General features: G+C 71.1%; 17 protein-coding genes. 3 read left to right on the top strand and 14 right to left on the bottom strand.

The window, feature by feature from the left end:
• Positions 1-47 precede the first annotated feature (47 nt).
• From atpD to BJY14_RS28435, 11 genes are all read right to left on the bottom strand, one after another.
• On the bottom strand, positions 48-1,478 hold the full coding sequence (gene atpD / locus BJY14_RS28485; RefSeq protein WP_179846414.1) for a F0F1 ATP synthase subunit beta: 1,431 nt from the start codon (positions 1,476-1,478) through the stop codon (positions 48-50).
• 7 nt (positions 1,479-1,485) lie between these two features.
• Positions 1,486-2,382: a F0F1 ATP synthase subunit gamma gene (locus BJY14_RS28480; RefSeq protein ID WP_179846413.1), complete on the bottom strand. Its 897-nt coding sequence runs from the start codon at positions 2,380-2,382 to the stop codon at positions 1,486-1,488.
• A gap of 5 nt (positions 2,383-2,387) precedes the next feature.
• Entirely contained in the window at positions 2,388-4,022 is a 1,635-nt protein-coding gene (gene atpA, locus BJY14_RS28475; protein WP_179846412.1) for a F0F1 ATP synthase subunit alpha, read from the bottom strand.
• Between the two features lie 41 nt (positions 4,023-4,063).
• On the bottom strand, positions 4,064-4,885 hold the full coding sequence (locus tag BJY14_RS28470) for a F0F1 ATP synthase subunit delta (RefSeq protein WP_179846411.1): 822 nt from the start codon (positions 4,883-4,885) through the stop codon (positions 4,064-4,066).
• Positions 4,882-5,439: a F0F1 ATP synthase subunit B gene (locus tag BJY14_RS28465; RefSeq protein WP_179846410.1), complete on the bottom strand. Its 558-nt coding sequence runs from the start codon at positions 5,437-5,439 to the stop codon at positions 4,882-4,884. Before BJY14_RS28465 ends, BJY14_RS28470 begins: the two co-directional genes overlap by 4 nt.
• A gap of 32 nt (positions 5,440-5,471) precedes the next feature.
• A complete protein-coding gene (gene atpE / locus BJY14_RS28460; RefSeq protein ID WP_179846409.1) occupies positions 5,472-5,702 on the bottom strand; it encodes an ATP synthase F0 subunit C in 231 nt (76 codons plus the stop codon).
• 102 nt (positions 5,703-5,804) lie between these two features.
• Entirely contained in the window at positions 5,805-6,596 is a 792-nt protein-coding gene (gene atpB, locus BJY14_RS28455; RefSeq protein ID WP_179846408.1) for a F0F1 ATP synthase subunit A, read from the bottom strand.
• Positions 6,597-6,657: 61 nt separating this feature from the next.
• Entirely contained in the window at positions 6,658-6,882 is a 225-nt protein-coding gene (locus BJY14_RS28450) for an AtpZ/AtpI family protein (protein WP_179846407.1), read from the bottom strand.
• Between the two features lie 87 nt (positions 6,883-6,969).
• A complete protein-coding gene (locus BJY14_RS28445) occupies positions 6,970-7,386 on the bottom strand; it encodes a Cg1360 family ATP-synthase-associated protein (protein WP_179846406.1) in 417 nt (138 codons plus the stop codon).
• Positions 7,387-7,628: 242 nt separating this feature from the next.
• Complete coding sequence (locus BJY14_RS28440; protein WP_179846405.1) at positions 7,629-8,789, bottom strand: MraY family glycosyltransferase; 1,161 nt, start codon at positions 8,787-8,789, stop codon at positions 7,629-7,631.
• Positions 8,790-8,888: 99 nt separating this feature from the next.
• Positions 8,889-9,968, bottom strand: a complete 1,080-nt coding sequence (locus BJY14_RS28435; RefSeq protein ID WP_179846404.1) for a DUF2207 domain-containing protein — start codon at positions 9,966-9,968, stop codon at positions 8,889-8,891.
• A 239-nt stretch (positions 9,969-10,207) separates the two neighbouring features.
• Between BJY14_RS28435 and BJY14_RS28430 the strand changes: the two genes are divergently transcribed.
• The gene (locus tag BJY14_RS28430) at positions 10,208-10,636 is read left to right on the top strand and encodes a hypothetical protein (protein WP_179846403.1); all 429 of its coding nucleotides are present in this window, start codon (positions 10,208-10,210) and stop codon (positions 10,634-10,636) included.
• Between the two features lie 81 nt (positions 10,637-10,717).
• On the opposite strand, the gene BJY14_RS28425 is transcribed toward BJY14_RS28430, so the two are convergent.
• From BJY14_RS28425 to BJY14_RS28415, 3 genes are all read right to left on the bottom strand, one after another.
• Positions 10,718-10,996 (bottom strand): hypothetical protein, encoded by a 279-nt coding sequence (locus tag BJY14_RS28425; protein ID WP_179846402.1) that lies wholly within the window; start codon positions 10,994-10,996, stop codon positions 10,718-10,720.
• A gap of 891 nt (positions 10,997-11,887) precedes the next feature.
• Positions 11,888-12,388 (bottom strand): sigma-70 family RNA polymerase sigma factor, encoded by a 501-nt coding sequence (locus BJY14_RS28420; RefSeq protein ID WP_312879448.1) that lies wholly within the window; start codon positions 12,386-12,388, stop codon positions 11,888-11,890.
• Between the two features lie 88 nt (positions 12,389-12,476).
• Positions 12,477-13,193: an AfsR/SARP family transcriptional regulator gene (locus tag BJY14_RS28415; protein WP_179846401.1), complete on the bottom strand. Its 717-nt coding sequence runs from the start codon at positions 13,191-13,193 to the stop codon at positions 12,477-12,479.
• A gap of 216 nt (positions 13,194-13,409) precedes the next feature.
• Between BJY14_RS28415 and BJY14_RS28410 the strand changes: the two genes are divergently transcribed.
• The gene (locus BJY14_RS28410; protein WP_179846400.1) at positions 13,410-15,347 is read left to right on the top strand and encodes a sensor histidine kinase; all 1,938 of its coding nucleotides are present in this window, start codon (positions 13,410-13,412) and stop codon (positions 15,345-15,347) included.
• Complete coding sequence (locus BJY14_RS28405) at positions 15,344-16,024, top strand: response regulator (protein ID WP_179846399.1); 681 nt, start codon at positions 15,344-15,346, stop codon at positions 16,022-16,024. Before BJY14_RS28410 ends, BJY14_RS28405 begins: the two co-directional genes overlap by 4 nt.
• Positions 16,025-16,048 lie beyond the last annotated feature (24 nt).

The raw sequence follows: 16,048 nt of genomic DNA, 5'->3' as shown, positions 1-16,048 counted from the left end.
GCGGGCCGCCCCGGGCGCGGGGCCCGGGCGCGGCCCGCCGGAGCGGACTACTTCTCCAGCTCCTTGGCCTTCTTCTCGACATCCTCGATGCCGCCGCACATGAAGAACGCCTGCTCGGGGAGATGGTCGTACTTGCCCTCCGCGATCGCCTTGAACGAGGAGATCGTCTCGTCCTTCGGCACCGTCTCACCGGGCTGGCCGGTGAACTGCTCGGCCACGTACATCGGGTGCGACAGGAAGCGCTCGATGCGCCGCGCCCGCTGGACGGTGACCTTGTCCTCCTCGGAGAGCTCGTCGATGCCGAGGATCGCGATGATGTCCTGCAGCTCCTTGTACTTCTGCAGGATCCGGATCACTTCCTGGGCGACCGCGTAGTGCTCGTTCCCCAGGATCTGCGGGTCCATGATCCGCGAGGTGGAGTCGAGCGGGTCCACCGCCGGGAAGATCCCCTTCTCGGAGATGCCTCGCGACAGCGTCGTGGTGGCGTCCAGGTGCGCGAACGTGGTGTGCGGCGCCGGGTCGGTGATGTCGTCGGCGGGCACGTAGATCGCCTGCATCGAGGTGATCGAGTTACCGCGCGTCGAGGTGATCCGCTCCTGGAGCACGCCCATCTCGTCGGCCAGCGTCGGCTGGTACCCCACCGCGGACGGCATGCGCCCGAGCAGCGTGGACACCTCCGAACCGGCCTGCGTGAACCGGAAGATGTTGTCGATGAACAGCAGCACGTCCTGGTTCTGCACGTCGCGGAAGTACTCCGCCATCGTCAGCGCGGACAGCGCCACCCGCAGCCGGGTGCCCGGCGGCTCGTCCATCTGGCCGAACACCATCGCGGTGTCCTTGAGGACGTCCGCCTCGTCCATCTCCACCCAGAGGTCGTTGCCCTCACGGGTGCGCTCGCCAACGCCGGCGAACACCGAGGTGCCGCCGAAGTTGCGGGCGACGCGGCGGATCATCTCCTGGATGAGGACGGTCTTGCCCACACCCGCGCCGCCGAACAAACCGATCTTGCCGCCCTTGACGTACGGGCACAGCAGGTCGATGACCTTGATGCCGGTCTCCAGCATCTCGGTCTTGGACTCCAGCTGGTCGAACGGCGGAGCGCTGCGGTGGATGCCCCAGCGCTCGTTGATCTCCAGCGAGGCGGTCGGGACGTCCAGCGCGTCGCCGAGGGCGTTCCACACGTGGCCCTTGGTGATGTCGCCGACCGGCACCGCGATCGAGCGGCCCGAGTCCGTCACCGGAGCGCCGCGGACGAGGCCGTCCGTCGGCTGCATCGAGATCGCCCTGACCATGTTGTCGCCGAGGTGCTGGGCGACCTCGAACGTCAGGGTCTTCGCCTCGCCGCCCAGGGTGACCTGCGCGTTGAGGGCGTTGTAGATCTCCGGGATGGCGTCGGCGGGGAACTCCACGTCGACGACCGGTCCGATGACACGGGCGACGCGCCCGGTCGCGGTCGCCGTCTCTACCTGAGCAGTCATACCCTTCTCACTCCCCGCCAGAATCGGCGAGCGCGTCAGCGCCACCGACGATCTCGCTGATTTCCTGGGTGATCGCCGCCTGCCGCGCCTGGTTCATCTGGCGCGTGTAGACCCCGATCAGTTCGTTGGCATTGTCGGTCGCCGACTTCATGGCCCGCCGGACCGACGCCTGGAAGGACGCCGCCGACTGCAGCAGCATGTGGAAGATGCGGCTCTCGATGTAGTTCGGCAGGAGCAGGTCGAGCGCGGCCTGGGCGGACGGCTCGAACTCGTACGCCGGCGGGACCTTGGAGGACTCGGCCTCCTCGATCTCCAGCGGCATCAGCCGGGTGACCCGGACGGTCTGGGTCAGCATCGAGACGAACTCGGTGTAGACCACGTGGATCTCCCCGACCCCGCCCTCGGCGTCGGTCTTGAGGAAGTCCTCGGCCAGCCGCCGCCCGATCCCCTCGGCGTTGCCGAAGTTCGGGCGGTCGCTGAACCCGCGCCAGGTCTCGGCGACGTCCCGGCCCCGGAACCGGTACCAGGTGATGCCCTTGTTGCCGACCACGTAGGGGACCGGCTCGCGGCCCTCGTCCCGCAGCGCCTTGATCAGCGACTCCGCCTCGCGGAGGACGTTGGCGTTGTAGGCGCCGCAGAACCCGCGGTCGCTGGTGATGATCAGCACGGCGCTGCGGTTGTCGGCCGGCTGCTCCTCCAGCAGCGGGTGGTCGATCCCGACGTGATGGCTCACCAGCGCGGTCAGGGCCTGCGTGATCTGGTCGGCGTACGGCTTGGAGGCCGCCACCGCCTGCTGGGCCTTGACGATCCGCGACGTGGCGATCATCTCCTGGGCACGAGTGATCTTGGCGGTCGACTTGACCGTCTTGATCTTCTGCCGGAGTTGACGAAGCTGTGCGGCCATCGCCGTCAGCCCTTCTTGACGCGGGTGATCGTCTCCTGCTTGACGTCCTCGTCCTCGATCGCCTCGACGGGCTCCTCGGCCAGCAGGTCGCCCTCGCTGGTCTGGAAGCCCTTCTTGAACTCCGTGATGGCGTTCTTGAGGCTGGTGAAGCCGTCGTCGGACAGCTTGCCGGTCTCGCGGATCGAGGTCAGCACGCCGCCCTCCTCACGCTCCATGTAGTCGAGGAACTCGCGCTCGAAGCGGCGGATGTCGGCCACCGGGACGTCGTCCAGCGCGCCGGAGGTGCCCGCCCACACGGACACGACCTCCTGCTCGACCGGGAACGGGCTGCCCTGCGGCTGCTTCAGCAGCTCGACCAGGCGGGCGCCGCGCTCCAGCTGCGCGCGCGAGGCGGCGTCCAGGTCGGACGCGAAGGCGGCGAACGCCTCCAGGTCGCGGAACTGCGACAGCGCCAGGCGCAGCGTGCCGGCGACCGTCTTCATCACCTTGATCTGCGCGTCGCCGCCGACCCGGGAGACCGAGATACCGACGTTGATCGCCGGCCGGACGCCCTGGTTGAACAGGTCCGTCTCCAGGAAGCACTGCCCGTCGGTGATCGAGATGACGTTCGTCGGGATGTAGGCCGACACGTCGCTGCCCTTGGTCTCGATGATCGGCAGGCCCGTCATCGAGCCGCCGCCCATCTCGTCCGACAGCTTCGCGCAGCGCTCCAGCAGGCGCGAGTGCAGGTAGAACACGTCACCGGGGTAGGCCTCGCGGCCCGGGGGGCGGCGCAGCAGCAGCGACACCGCGCGGTAGGCCTCGGCCTGCTTCGACAGGTCGTCGAAGATGATCAGGACGTGCTTGCCCTGGTACATCCAGTGCTGGCCGATCGCGGACCCGGTGTAGGGGGCGATGTACTTGTAGCCCGCCGGGTCGGACGCGGGAGCAGCCACGATCGTGGTGTACTCCAGCGCGCCGGCCTCCTCCAGGGAGCGGCGGACGTTGGCGATCGTGGAGCCCTTCTGGCCGATCGCGACGTAGATGCAGCGGACCTGCTTGCTCTCGTCGCCGGACTCCCAGTTCTCCTTCTGGTTGATGATCGTGTCCACGCAGACCGTCGTCTTGCCGGTCTGCCGGTCACCGATGATCAACTGCCGCTGGCCGCGGCCGATCGGCGTCATCGCGTCGATCGCCTTGATGCCGGTCTGCAGCGGCTCGCTCACCGACTGCCGCTGCACGACCGTGGGGGCCTGCAGTTCGAGCGCGCGGCGCTCGGTCGTCTCGATCGGGCCCTGGCCGTCCAGTGGGTTGCCCAGCGCGTCCACGACGCGGCCAAGGAAGCCGTCGCCGACGGGGACCGAGAGGACCTCGCCGGTCCGGCGGACCTTCTGGCCCTCTTCGATCTTGCTGAAGTCGCCAAGGACAACGGCGCCGATCTCACGTACGTCCAGGTTCAGAGCCAGGCCACGGGTACCGTCCTCGAACTCAAGGAGTTCGTTCGCCATCGCGGAGGGCAGGCCCTCGACGTGGGCGATACCGTCGCCGGAATCGACGACGGTGCCGACCTCTTCGCGCGCGGCGGCCTCGGGCTCGTACTCCTGGACGAAGCGCTCCAGCGCGTTCCGGATCTCGTCCGGACGGATCGTCAGCTCCGCCATGATTCCTCTCTTGCTCCCTATGGGGTCAGCTAGCCGGCGGGTCAGCCGGTGCCGAGCCGCCGGCGGACGTCGTCCAGCCGTCCGGCGATCGTGCCGTCGATGATCTCGTCCCCGATCTGGACCGAAAGGCCGCCGATCGCGGTGGGGTCGAGCTCGATGTTCAGATGTACCTCGTGGCCGTAGGCGGCGGCGAGCACCGCGGCGAGCCGCGTCCGCTGCGCCGCCGACAGCGCCACCGGCGTGCGGACCAGGGCGACCAGCCGCTGCCGCCGCTGGGCGACGAGCTTGCCGTAGTCGGCCAGCCCGCTTTCCAGGCTACGTCCTCGCGGGCGCAGCACCAGCTCGGTGACGAGCGTCAGCGTCGCGTCGGTGACCTTGCCCTCCACCAGCGCGTTGACCAGGCCGAGCTTGTTCTCGTCCGGCAGCGCCGGGTTGGCCAGGGCGCCGCGCAGGTCCGGCTCGCCCTCGACGACCCGGGAGAACCGGAACAGCTCGTCCTCCAGGTCGTCGATCCTGCCGTCGGCCTCGGCGCGGGCGGACTCGGCGGAGACCGCGAGGATCTCCAGCGCGTCCGACAGCTCCGAGGGCCTCGACCAGCGCAGCCGGACGACGTCGGCGACCAGCCCGAGAGCGGCCGGCGACACCTTGCCCTCCAGCAGGATCTGGACGAGCTGCGCCTTCTCGGCACCGTCGCGCGACGGGTCGGAGACCGCCCGCCGCAGGCCGTGCTCGCGGTCGATCAGGTGCAGCACCGCGAACAGGTCGCCGCCGAGCCGAGCCAGGTCGGCGGAGGCAATCGCGGCCTCCAGCCGTTCCATGGCCTCGGCCAGCGACGCCCTGCTCACCGCTCCCGTGATGGTCATGATGTGATCTGCTCCTGGGTGCGAGCGCGTTCCTCGAGCTCCTCGAGGAACCGGTCGACGACCCGGCTCTGCCGCGCGCTGTCCTCGAGGGACTCACCCACGACGCGTCCGGCCAGCTCGACCGACATGGCCCCGATCTCGGCGCGCAGCGACTGCAGCGCCTGCTGCCGCTCGGCCTCGATCTGCGCCTTGGCGTTCTCGACGATGCGGCGCGCCTCGACCTGGGCCTGCTCCTTGGCCTGGGCGATGATCTGCGCGCCCTGCTCCTCGGCCTTGCGTCGCTCGTTGGACGCCTCGACCGCGGCCGCCTTCTGCTGGGCCTTGTACTGCTCGAGGACCTGGGCGGCCTCTTGCTGCGCCTGCTCGGCCCGCAGGAGACCGCCCTCGATCGCCTCGGTCCGCTCTTCCAGCGTCTTCTGGATGCGCGGCGTGAGGATCTTGCCGAGAACGATCAGGACGACGAGGAACGAGAAGATGCCGACGACCAGCTCGAACGGGTGCGGAATGAGAGGGTTGTTGCTCTCCGCCGCCAGGACGGAAGCTGCTGTGGTCATGTCTGCAGCCCTTCCTCAGGTTCGGATGGGTCTCAGATGTTCTTGAAGATGAACGGCGCGACCAGGCCGATCAGGGCGAGCGCCTCGGTAAGGACGAAGCCCAGCAGCATGTTGGTGCGGATGACACCGGTCAGCTCGGGCTGGCGGGCGATGGCGTTCACGCCCTGGCCGAAGATGATGCCGACGCCGATGCCCGGGCCGATCGCCGCGAGGCCGTAACCGATCGAGGTGACGTTACCGCTGAGGGCAGCGAGGTCTCCCATGTTCTTTCCCTTTTCTGTCGGCCGGCGGGAGCTCCGCCGGTCTGGGCTTACGAGGTTGTCCGATGGGGTCCGCGGAGCCGGGGGCGTCGCGTGCCCCGCGGTCTAGTGGTCGGCTTCCAGGCCGCTCTGGATGTACATCGCGGCCAGCATGGTGAACAGGAACGCCTGCAGGAACTGGATCAGCAGCTCCAGCGCCGTCATCGCGATGGTGACGAGCACGCCGACGATGCCGACTCCGAACCCGGCGACCGTGGGCTTCTCGAAAAGGAACCAGAAGCCGACGAGGCTGAAGAACGCCAGGATCGTGTGGCCCGCGAACATGTTGGCGAAGAGCCGGACCGCGTGGGTGAACGGAGCCAGGACGAAGGTCGAGAGGTACTCGATCGGCACCAGCAGGAAGTAGACCGGCAGCGGCAGGCCGCTGGGGATCATGTTCGTGAAGTACCGGAGCCCCTGGTGCCGCAGGCCGAGGTAGACCTTGACGATGTAGACGAAGAGCGCCAGGACGATCGGGAACGCGATGTGCGAGGCGATCGGGAACTGGATGATCGGAACGACCGCGAAGATGTTCCACATCCAGATGAGGAAGAACATCGACATCAGCATCGGCATCCACCGGTCGGTGTTCTTGCCGAGGAACGGGCGGGCGATCTCGTCCCGCACGAACATGTAGCCGACCTCGCCGAGGTTCTGCACGCCCCGCGGCACGAGCTTCGGCTTGGCGAAGGCGCTCCAGAAGAAGACGCAGACCACCAGCGACCCGACGACCGCGAAGAGGACGGGCTTGGTGAGCCAAGCGGGGCCACCGGCGAACAGGGGCGGGAAGTCGAACAGCTCTGGGCCGGGGGCCTGGAACTCATCTCCGCCGGAGGCGAGGACCGTCAGCGCGTTCACGCGGCGTTCCCTTCATCAATGTGGTGATATTTCACGAAGGCTTCCTCGGCGGCGGGGCCGCTCAGGAGGAGTCGCGACCGAACTTCACGTAGATCAGGTAGACGGCGAGCACGATGCCGACGACCAGGCCGATCGGGACCAGCCAGTCCTGGTGCGTCCACTTGGACAGCAGCCACCCGAGACCGCCCCAGATGAGCATCCCGGACAGGAGGTAGCTGGGCGCGGCCCATGCGGCGTCGGCGAATTCCCGCTGGCCGTCCTCCGGCCGGCGTTTCTGCTCGCTCATCGCGCTCCGGACGATAGCAGGCCATGCCTGCGGTGGTCATATTGGAGTAGTCCGTCATGGGGGCCGGCAGCGTCCGCGAGCGCATCATCACGGACTCCGGTCCAGCACGTTCTCGGGTTCGTCAATGTAGGGCCTCCGCTGGAGGACGACTCGGAACTCGGCGCCGATCCAGAGCAGCGCGAGCCCGATGACCGTCCAGCCGAAGACCTGGGTATCGAAGATCGACACGCCGTCGATGACCGTGACCAGGACCATCACCGCGAGGATCTTCACCGCGTAGCTGGCGAGGGCGGCCAGCATCATGGTCTGGGACGAGTACTTGGCGGCCCAGGAGACCGCCAGCGCGCTGACCGAGAAGAAGGCGATCACCACGACGGAGGCCAGCGCCGCCGCCAGGGCGCCCTTGGCGCCGGCGGTCAGCAGGCCGATCACGACGGCACCCACCCCGACGACGGACGTCGGGATCGCGGCGCCGCGGAGCATCCGGGCGTCGGAGGTATGCATGAGGGCTCCGGCTGGTCACGTTCAGTGGTCGTCTGTTGTTCGTGAAAGGTATCACAAGCGTCCGGAATGTCCACAATTACCCTAGAGGTAATGCGATCCGGCGCGCGCGGGGAACTACCGCGCGCAACGCCCGCACGAGGGACTGTAGCCGAGCCCGCCCGATGCCCAGGCACGTTCGGTGCTCGCGGAGTGGCTCGCGGAGTGGCCCGCGCCGTGCCCGCCCGGGGCCATCGAGGCGCAGGTCAGACGGGCATCGAGGGCTGCTCGGCGGGCTGGTCGCCGGCGCCCGGCGCCTTCGCGCCGGCGGACCTGCGGCGGCCGGGGCCGCGCAGCATCAGCAGCACGCCCGCGACCGCCACCAGCAGGGTGACGCCGAGGGTGATCCAGGCGGCGTCGAACAGCGCGAGGCCGACCAGCCCGGAGGCCAGCAGCCCGACCCAGAAGTACATGATCAGCACGGCGCGCCGGGTGGAGTGGCCGAGCTCCAGCAGCCGGTGGTGCAGGTGCTGCTTGTCCGGGGCGAACGGCGAGCGGCCCTGGTTGGTGCGCCGCCAGACCGCGAGCAGCATGTCCATGAACGGGACCGCCGCCACCGCCGGGATGAGCAGCACCGGGACGAAGAACGGGAACAGCCCGTTGGCGAGGATGGCCGGGTCGAACTGCCCGGTCAGCATGATCGTGGAGGCGCTGAGCAGGAGCCCGATCAGCATCGAGCCGGTGTCGCCCATGAAGATCTTGGCCGGGCTGAAGTTGTGCGGCAGGAACCCCGCGCACATGCCGAACAGCACCGCGGCGGTGAGGGTCGCGGCGGACAGCGTGGTGAGCCCGTTCGTCCTCGACAGCAGGTAGGCGTAGGAGAACAGCGCCAGCGCGGCGATCCCGACGACGCCGGCGGCGAGGCCGTCCAGCCCGTCGATGAAGTTGACCGCGTTGATCGTGGCGACCACGACGAGGACGGTGAGCGGCACCCCGTAGGCGGGCGGCAGCGACAGCGAGTCGCCGGTCGGCAGCGGGATCACGTAGATCTGGATGCCCTGCATGATGAAGATCCCGGCGGCCGCGACCTGCCCGGCGAACTTGGTGAGCGCGTCCACCTCCCACCGGTCGTCGGCGATCCCGATCAGCACGATCAGCCCGCCCGACAGCAGCAGCGCCTTGCTGACGCTGATCCCGCCGTCGCCGAGGACCTTGCGCATCTCCGGCAGCCCGGTCGCGACCACCAGCGCCGCCACCATCCCGCCGAACATCGCGAGGCCGCCCAGCCGGGGCGTCGGGATCACGTGCACGTCGCGGTCGCGCGGGACGGCCTGCGCCCCGAACCACACGGCGAACCTGCGCACCGACGGGGTCAGCAGGTAGGCGACGAGAGCGGCGACCAGGATCGTGAGCAGGTACTCCCGCACTCCCCTGCGCCTCCCTTCGCCGGTTGACTCGCCGATCAACGATGCGTACGTGCCCCGTCCGGGGCGGAGTTCACCTGGGTAGATGACCCGCCGGAACGATCAGTTCACGTCGCGACCGACCAACTGTAGTCCTCCCGGACGGCCGTCCGCGGCAAATCGGGCACTACGGGTCTGCCGAACGCACAGGATCCCGGCGCCGACGATCATGAGCGCGAGGCCGGCGAGGCACCGGTCGCCCAGCGAGAACGCCCACGGGCCGTTCGCCGCGACGTCGTCCCCGGCGTCGGCGAGGACGAGCAGCGCCCCGGCGGCGGCCAGGCCGGCGCCGGTCCCCCGCCGCGGCGCCGGGCGGCGCGCGAGCAGGGGCACGGCGGCGAGCGCGAGGGCCAGCACGGCGGTGCCCGTCCAGTGGCCCGTCCAGCGCGGCGCGACGTACCGCGGCGGCGGGACGGCGATCGCGTGCTTGGGCAGCCGGACCCGGATCCTCATCCCCTCGTGCGGGGCGAGCGCGTTCTGGACGAAGTCGATGGCGTAGGGGCCGTCGCGGTCGCGCAGGCACCGGGTCGTCGCGCCGGGCGCGCCCGCCCGGCAGGTCGCGTGCCGCAGCGGCACCGGCGCCTGCACCCGGACCGCCGCGTTCCCGATGGGGACGTCCCAGCTCGTCCCGATCGCGTCCCAGACCAGGTCGTCGTGGTCGGCGCGGGGGGTGAACGCGCGGCGCACCTCGTACTCGATCACGTAGGCCTGGCGGCCGCGGACCTCGCGGTGCCGGTCGCCGACGCTGATCTGCACGTCGTGCAGGAACCGGGTCGTGCGGACGCGGGCCGGGGCGCCGGTGGAGGAGCTGCTGCTGACGCCCCGCACCTCGTAGAGGCGGTCGCCGCGGCGGAACGGCACGTGCCGGACGATCCCGTGCTCCCCCGCCTGGTCGAAGTCGTAGGTGATCGTCTCCCGCACGTACAGCACGCCGTCGGTGCCGATGGTGAGGACGACGTCGTAGGCCGGGATGCTCTCGCCCCGGTAGGCGGGCTCGGGGGGCGGCGCCACCCCGGACGCCCCCGGCGCGGGCTCGGCGGCCGCCGGACGGGCGGCGCAGGCGGGCAGCCCGAGCACGAGGAACAGCAGCAGCACCCCCGCGATGGTCGCGGGGCGCCGGACACGGCCACGCACGTCGGGCATGTTTCCACCGTTGCCGTGATCGTGTCGGACTAACGCCTCCGATGCGCCCGCCGGGTAAGCCCTTTCGCACCGCGCGCGGACGATCAGCGGCGCCTTGGACGCGTCCAGCACCGGATCGGTTCGCCGGACCGCCGGATCCGGCCTGCCCCGGTCAGATGCACCTCCCTACCGAAAATCGCTGGTAAGGGGCTGCTAGGTTGTCGCTCGCTAACCCCCCAAATCCGAACACGGAGGGACCTATGCGGCGAATCGCTGCAGTCGCCCTGACCGCCGGCACCCTGATGGCCGGCATGGCCGCCGTCAGTGCCCCCGCCGAAGCCGCCACCGGCAGCTGGAAGCCCTACAACTCCTACAGCCACGTGGCCGCCTGGGGCTCCTACACCCGCAGCGGCGGCAGCACCGCCGTCACGGGCTACCTCGCCGACGACAAGAAGAACGGCTGGACCTCCTGCGTCCGCTTCAAGTTCACCGAGGGCTCCAAGGTGTACTGGTCGCGCTTCAAGATCATCGGCGTGGACAAGTACGGCAACCGCTACAACTTCGACGGCACCGCCAAGGTCAAGATCAGCGTGAAGTCGTCCTACGGCAGCCACATGTGGGTGCAGGAGTGCGGCCGGAACAAGAAGACCGGCAAGTACTACTACGGCAAGGGCAAGAAGATCTTCTGATCTCCTCCCCCTTCCGCCTGACGACACAGGCCCCGCCCGGCCCGGCGGGGCCTTCGTGCTTTCTCCCCCCGTTTCCCCGGCTCACCATTCCAGGTCGTAGAAATCCTCGCCGACGCGGAATCCGGCCACCCCGTCCGGCTTTCCGAGATCGACCATCCCATGGACGGTCAGGAGATACCTGCCGGAAGGATCGCCCTTCATTACGGAGTCTCCCGCGAAGAGCAGGCTCCGACGCCTGATCGACCTCAGCACGCTGCCGTCTCCGGTCGACAGTTCCAGAACCACGAAACTGCGTTCGGCATCCGGTTCCGGGCCGTCGCCCGCTCCCCCGGAGACCGCCCCGACGGCCCCCTCCAGCACCAGGACCCGGCGGCCGTCCTCGGAGGGCCGCCACCCCGTCGATCGTTCGCGGCGAGGTGATTCTCCTGATGGGACGCCCGGCCGCCACCGCCCCCGCGCCGCCGCTCACCCGCAGTGACCGCAGTTCGTGGATCGTGCGATCGGCGCTCCCGTACCACGATCGGACGAAGAACAGTTGATCACTGTCTCCCGCCCACGCGAGTCTCTGGTCGACGGCGCCACGCGATTCCCGCCATTCCCTCCGCGCCCCGCTCGCCACGTCGAGAACCCCCATGCGGGCGCCCGCGCTCATCTGCCCCGGTTCCGGTTCCGGCGTGCAGGGCTCGACGCTGAAGGCCAGCTTGCCCCCGTCTGCATCGGCGGCGAGCGAGCCCCGCCCGGCGGGACTGCCGGAGATCGATCCGCCCGGCACCGACCGGTAGCCGGTTATCTTCCCGTGATCGTTCAGCAGAAGGCGGTGGAGCGTGCTCACGCACCTTCCCCGCCCGCTCCGCTTCGCGAAAAGGAAGAGCGTCCGGCCGTCTCCGGCGGCCGCCAGATCGAGGAAATTCGTTCCCCTCGGGGCGGACTTCGCGTCCAGGAGGCGGCCGGTGCGCGATTCGCGGACCTCGACGCGCGAGGACTCCCCGCCCCCGGCCAGATAACTGGCGAAGTAGAAGCGGGGCATCGTGGGGACCTTCTGGAGGCGCCGGTCGGGCTCCATCATCTTGCGGACGCCGACGATCCCCGCGGCCAGGACGAGGACGGCCAGCACCGCGCAGACCGGGACCAGCCACCGCCGCGCCGGGGCGGCGCGCCGCGGCCTCCGTTCCGGGAAGGGCCGGGGCTTGTCCGCGTCCACCCTGCCGGCCGAGGCGTGCAGGGCGTCGCGCAGGCGATCCTCAAGCCCGCTCATGGCACCTCCTCCCCCAGTTCGCGGGCCAGGGCGGCGAGCGCCCTGGCCATGGTGGACCGCACCGTCGCGGGCCTGATGCCCATGGCCGCGGAGACCTCGTCGTCGCTCAGATCGAGGTAGTAGCGCAGCACCACGGCCTCGCGCTGACGGCGCGGGAGCCTCCGGAGGGCCCGCATGACCGCCCGGCGGTCCTCGCCGAGCATCGCAGCCGACTCCGCCGACCAGACCTGCGGTTCGTGGGGTTCGGTGTGCCGCCACATCATCCTGCGGCGGCGCAGGACCATGCGGCAACCGTTCAGCACCGCCGCGCGGACGTAGGCGAGCAGCTTGCCCTCGCCGTCCAGCCGGGGGGACCTGTCCTGCATGCGCAGGAAGACGTCCTGCACCACGTCCTCGGCGGTGGCCTCGTCCCCGACCAGCAGGACCGCCATCCGCACAAGGCGGAGCTGGTGCTCCTCATACAGCGCGACGAGATCGCTGGTCCGGGGGATGACCACGGGGCGTGATCTTAACGGGGGCGGGCCGCGGGACCCCCGCGAACGACCCGCCCGCCGGACGGCCGGTTGAGGCCAGCGCCGCCGCCGGTCATGACACGAGCGTCCGGCCGTCCCGCTCCAGGAGACTCCGGAACGCGGCGCTGGGCTGGAGCCCCATCTCCTTGTCCAGCAGCCGCCGGTAGCGTGTGAACACCCGCCACGCGCTCACCTGGTCCTCCCTCACGAGATGCGCGGCGGCCCTGATCCGGTGAGAGGCCTCGGCCAGCGCGTCCACCCGCGCCGCCGCCTCCGCCAGGTCGATCGCGCCGGTCGTGTCGCCGGTCGCCAGCGCGTGCTCGGCGAGCCGTTCCAGCGCGAGGAGCCGCAGCAGGTCCCAGCGGTCCCGGGCGGCCCGCACGTCCTCCTCCGGCAGGCAGGGCAGTAACTCGCGGCCGAGCAGTGCCACCTCGTCCGGCTCCGCGGACGTGGCCGCTCCCCTGGCCACCAGCCGTGCGAGCCGCTCGCCTCGGCTCAGGTCGACGTCGACGTGCTCCGCCAGCGCGACACGGGACGAGGTCACGGCGAGCAGCCGCGCCCCGGTGTCCCGCCGGACGCGCCACAGCGACTGCCGCAGCCGCTTCGCCGCCTCGGCGGCGCCCGCGTCCGGCCACAGCCTCCCCTGCAGCGACTCCCTGCCCAGCCCGCCCGGCTCCAGCGCCACCGTGACGATCAGACGGCGCGGCGCGGGGGCGAGCCGGACGTCCCGTCCGCCCACCCGGCACCGGAAGAAGCCGAGAAGCCCGAGCCCGGCATCCTCCGCCGCCACATCATTTCGATCACCATGCATGCACCGTTGATGCACGCGCCCCGCCGCCCGCTGCTTCATCCGCCGAAATTTCTACAGATTCCTCACAGCGATGTCAGGGTCCCAGGTCAGCGCGTCCGGCGCGCCGGCCGCCCGCCCGCCGGACGCGGGGGTCAGGCGACCGTGCCGCGCCCAGGGCCGGAGACGTCCGGCGGACGCGCGCTCTAAGGTCGGCGTGTGCGCACGGACGAGAGCCTCGGGCGGTGGCCCCGCCCCGCCGACGTGGGCGTCCCGCTCGTCGTCGCGGGCGTCCAGCTCTCCGGCACCTGGTTACTGGCCGAGGACGGCGCGGTGCCGCTCGACGGCGCGCGCTGGCCTCTGGTCGCGGGCTCGATCGTCTTAGCGGCGGCCGCGCTGGTGTGGCGTCGCAAGGCGCCCGTGCCGGTCCTCGTCGCCGCGATCTCGCTGAGCGCGCTCGCCATCGTCGCCGCGGGCTCGGCGGACACCGCCGTCAGCGGGATCGCCGACGGCGTCGCCCTGTACTCCGTGGCGGTGCACAGGGGACGCCGGCACGCGATCCTCGGATGCCTGGCCGCCTACGCCGTCGCCTTCGCGGTCTACCTCCCGTACGCGCGGGGGCCGGGCGATCTCTTCTCCAACGAGTTCCTGGACGGCGTCCTCTACCTGGGCATCGCCGCGTTCGGCCAGCTCCGCCGGCAGCGCGAGGCCGCTCGGAGCGGCCTGCGGGCGCGGCTGGCCGACATCGAGCGCGAGAGCCGCGCGGCCGCCGAGGCGGAGCGCGAGCGGCTGGCCAGGGAAGTCCACGACATCGCCGGCCACCATCTGAGCGCCGTCGCCGTCCACGCGGGGGCGGCGGCCCGCCGCGCGGACTCCGAACTGGTGGCGCAGGCCCTCGCCGTCGCGGCCGAGACGGGCCGCGAGGTGCTGAGATCGCTGAGCGGGCTGGTGGACGTCGTGGCCCCCCGGGCGGGCCACGGCGGACTGAAAGAACTGCTCCCTCCCCTGTGCCAGGGTTTGAACCGCCTGGGCGTCCCGGTGCTCCTGCGGGTGGAGGGGCGGGCGCGCAGGCTCCCCGCCGAGGTGACGACGACCGCTTACCGAACGGTCCAGGAGTCGCTCACCAACGCCATGCGCTACGCGGCGGGCGCCGAGGTGCGGGTCTGCGTCCGCTACGCGCCGCGCGCGGTGAGGCTGACGATCGAGAACGACGCCGTCGCCGCCCGCGCGGCCGTCCCCGCGCTGGGAGGGGGCAGGGGCATCCGAGGCATGCGGGAGCGGGCGGCCGGGCTCGGCGGCGTCCTCACGGCCGGCCCCACCGCGGCGGGCGGCTGGTCGGTCGCCGCGCACCTCCCGTCGGGTCCGCGCCACCGGCGGGGATGGCCGGAGATCCTCGACGCCGTAGCGGTCGCCTTCTGCGCGTTCCTGCCGCTCCTGGGCTTCGTGCCGCCGGACCCGCTGGTCACGGGACGGCCCGCGGCGGAGCTGGGCCTGATCGGCGCCGCGCTCACGATCAGAGCCGTCCCGCTGTGGTGGAGGCGGCACGCGCCCCGCGCCGCGCTCGCGCTGATCATCTCGACGGACGCCGCGCTGGCCGTCGCCTGGGGGCTGTGGTCGCGGGATCTGCTCGGCCTCCTCGTCCTCGGAGGCGCCGCGGAACTCGTCGCCGTCTACTCGCTCGCCTGCTACGGGCCGAGCGGACCGCGCACCTGGCCCGCGGCGCTCGCCGCTCCGCTCCCCTGGGGGCTCGGTCTGGGCTTCCTGCTGGTCGCCGACCATGAGGTGGCGGCGGACGGCCCGACACCCGTCGCGTTCGCGTTCGGCCTGGTGACCGCCGTCGTGTGCACGGCGCCCCTGACGCTCGCGGCCTGGACGCTGGGCGTCACCACCGCGGCCAGGAGCCGCCGGTGGGGGGAGTCCGCGCTCGACGCCGTCTCCGCACGGGCGGGGGACGCCGTGCAGGCCGAACGCGACCGCGTCGCCGCGGGACTGAACGGGACCGTCCTGAACCACACCGTCAGGCTGGTGGCGGTCGCCGAGTCGGGGCTGGCCGGTACGGAGGGCGACGCGCACGAGGCGGTCGGCGCCGCGGCGGAGCTCGCACGGGCCGCCCTCACGGAGATGCGCGCGCTACTGGACGCATGGGAGAAGACATGAGCATCCGGGTGCTGGTGGTGGACGACCAGGTCGTCGTCCGCGCGGGCTTCACCGCGATCATCAACGGCGAGCCGGACCTGGAGGTCGTGGGGCAGGCCGGAGACGGCGCCGAGGCGCTGCGCGCCGTTCCCGAGTGCCGCCCGGACGTGGTGCTGATGGACATCCGGATGCCCGGCGTCGACGGTCTGGCGGCCTCCCGGGAACTGGCCGCCACCGGATCGCCCGCACGGGTGCTGGTGCTGACGACGTTCCACCGCGACGAGTACGTCTTCGGCGCGCTGCGCGCCGGGGCCTCGGGCTTCCTGCTCAAGGACTGCGACCCCCAGGAACTCGTGGACGCCATCCGCACGGTCGCCGCCGGCGAGGCCCTGCTCGCCCCGGCCGTGACCCGCCGCCTCATCGACGCCTTCGTCACCGGCGCCATCAGCCCCCCGACGGTCCCCGACGACCGCCTGGCGGCGCTCACCCCCCGGGAACGCGACGTCCTCGTGCGGATGGCGAGCGGGCTCAGCAACCCCGAGATCGGCGCCGCGCTGGGGATCGGCACCGCGACCGTCAAGACCCACGTCAACGCGATCCTCGGCAAGCTGCGGCTGCGGGACCGGGTGCAGGCAACGATCTTCGCTTACGACGCCGGCCTCGTCCGTCCGGGGGCCGCCCCTCCACCCGGGGGTTGACCCGGCGGCCGACCGGCCGGCCGA

It is taken from the genome of Actinomadura luteofluorescens (genome assembly GCF_013409365.1).
GTDB lineage: Bacteria > Actinomycetota > Actinomycetes > Streptosporangiales > Streptosporangiaceae > Spirillospora > Spirillospora luteofluorescens.
Note: the sequence above shows the minus strand (reverse complement) of the source record. Positions and strands in the feature narration are given on the sequence as shown.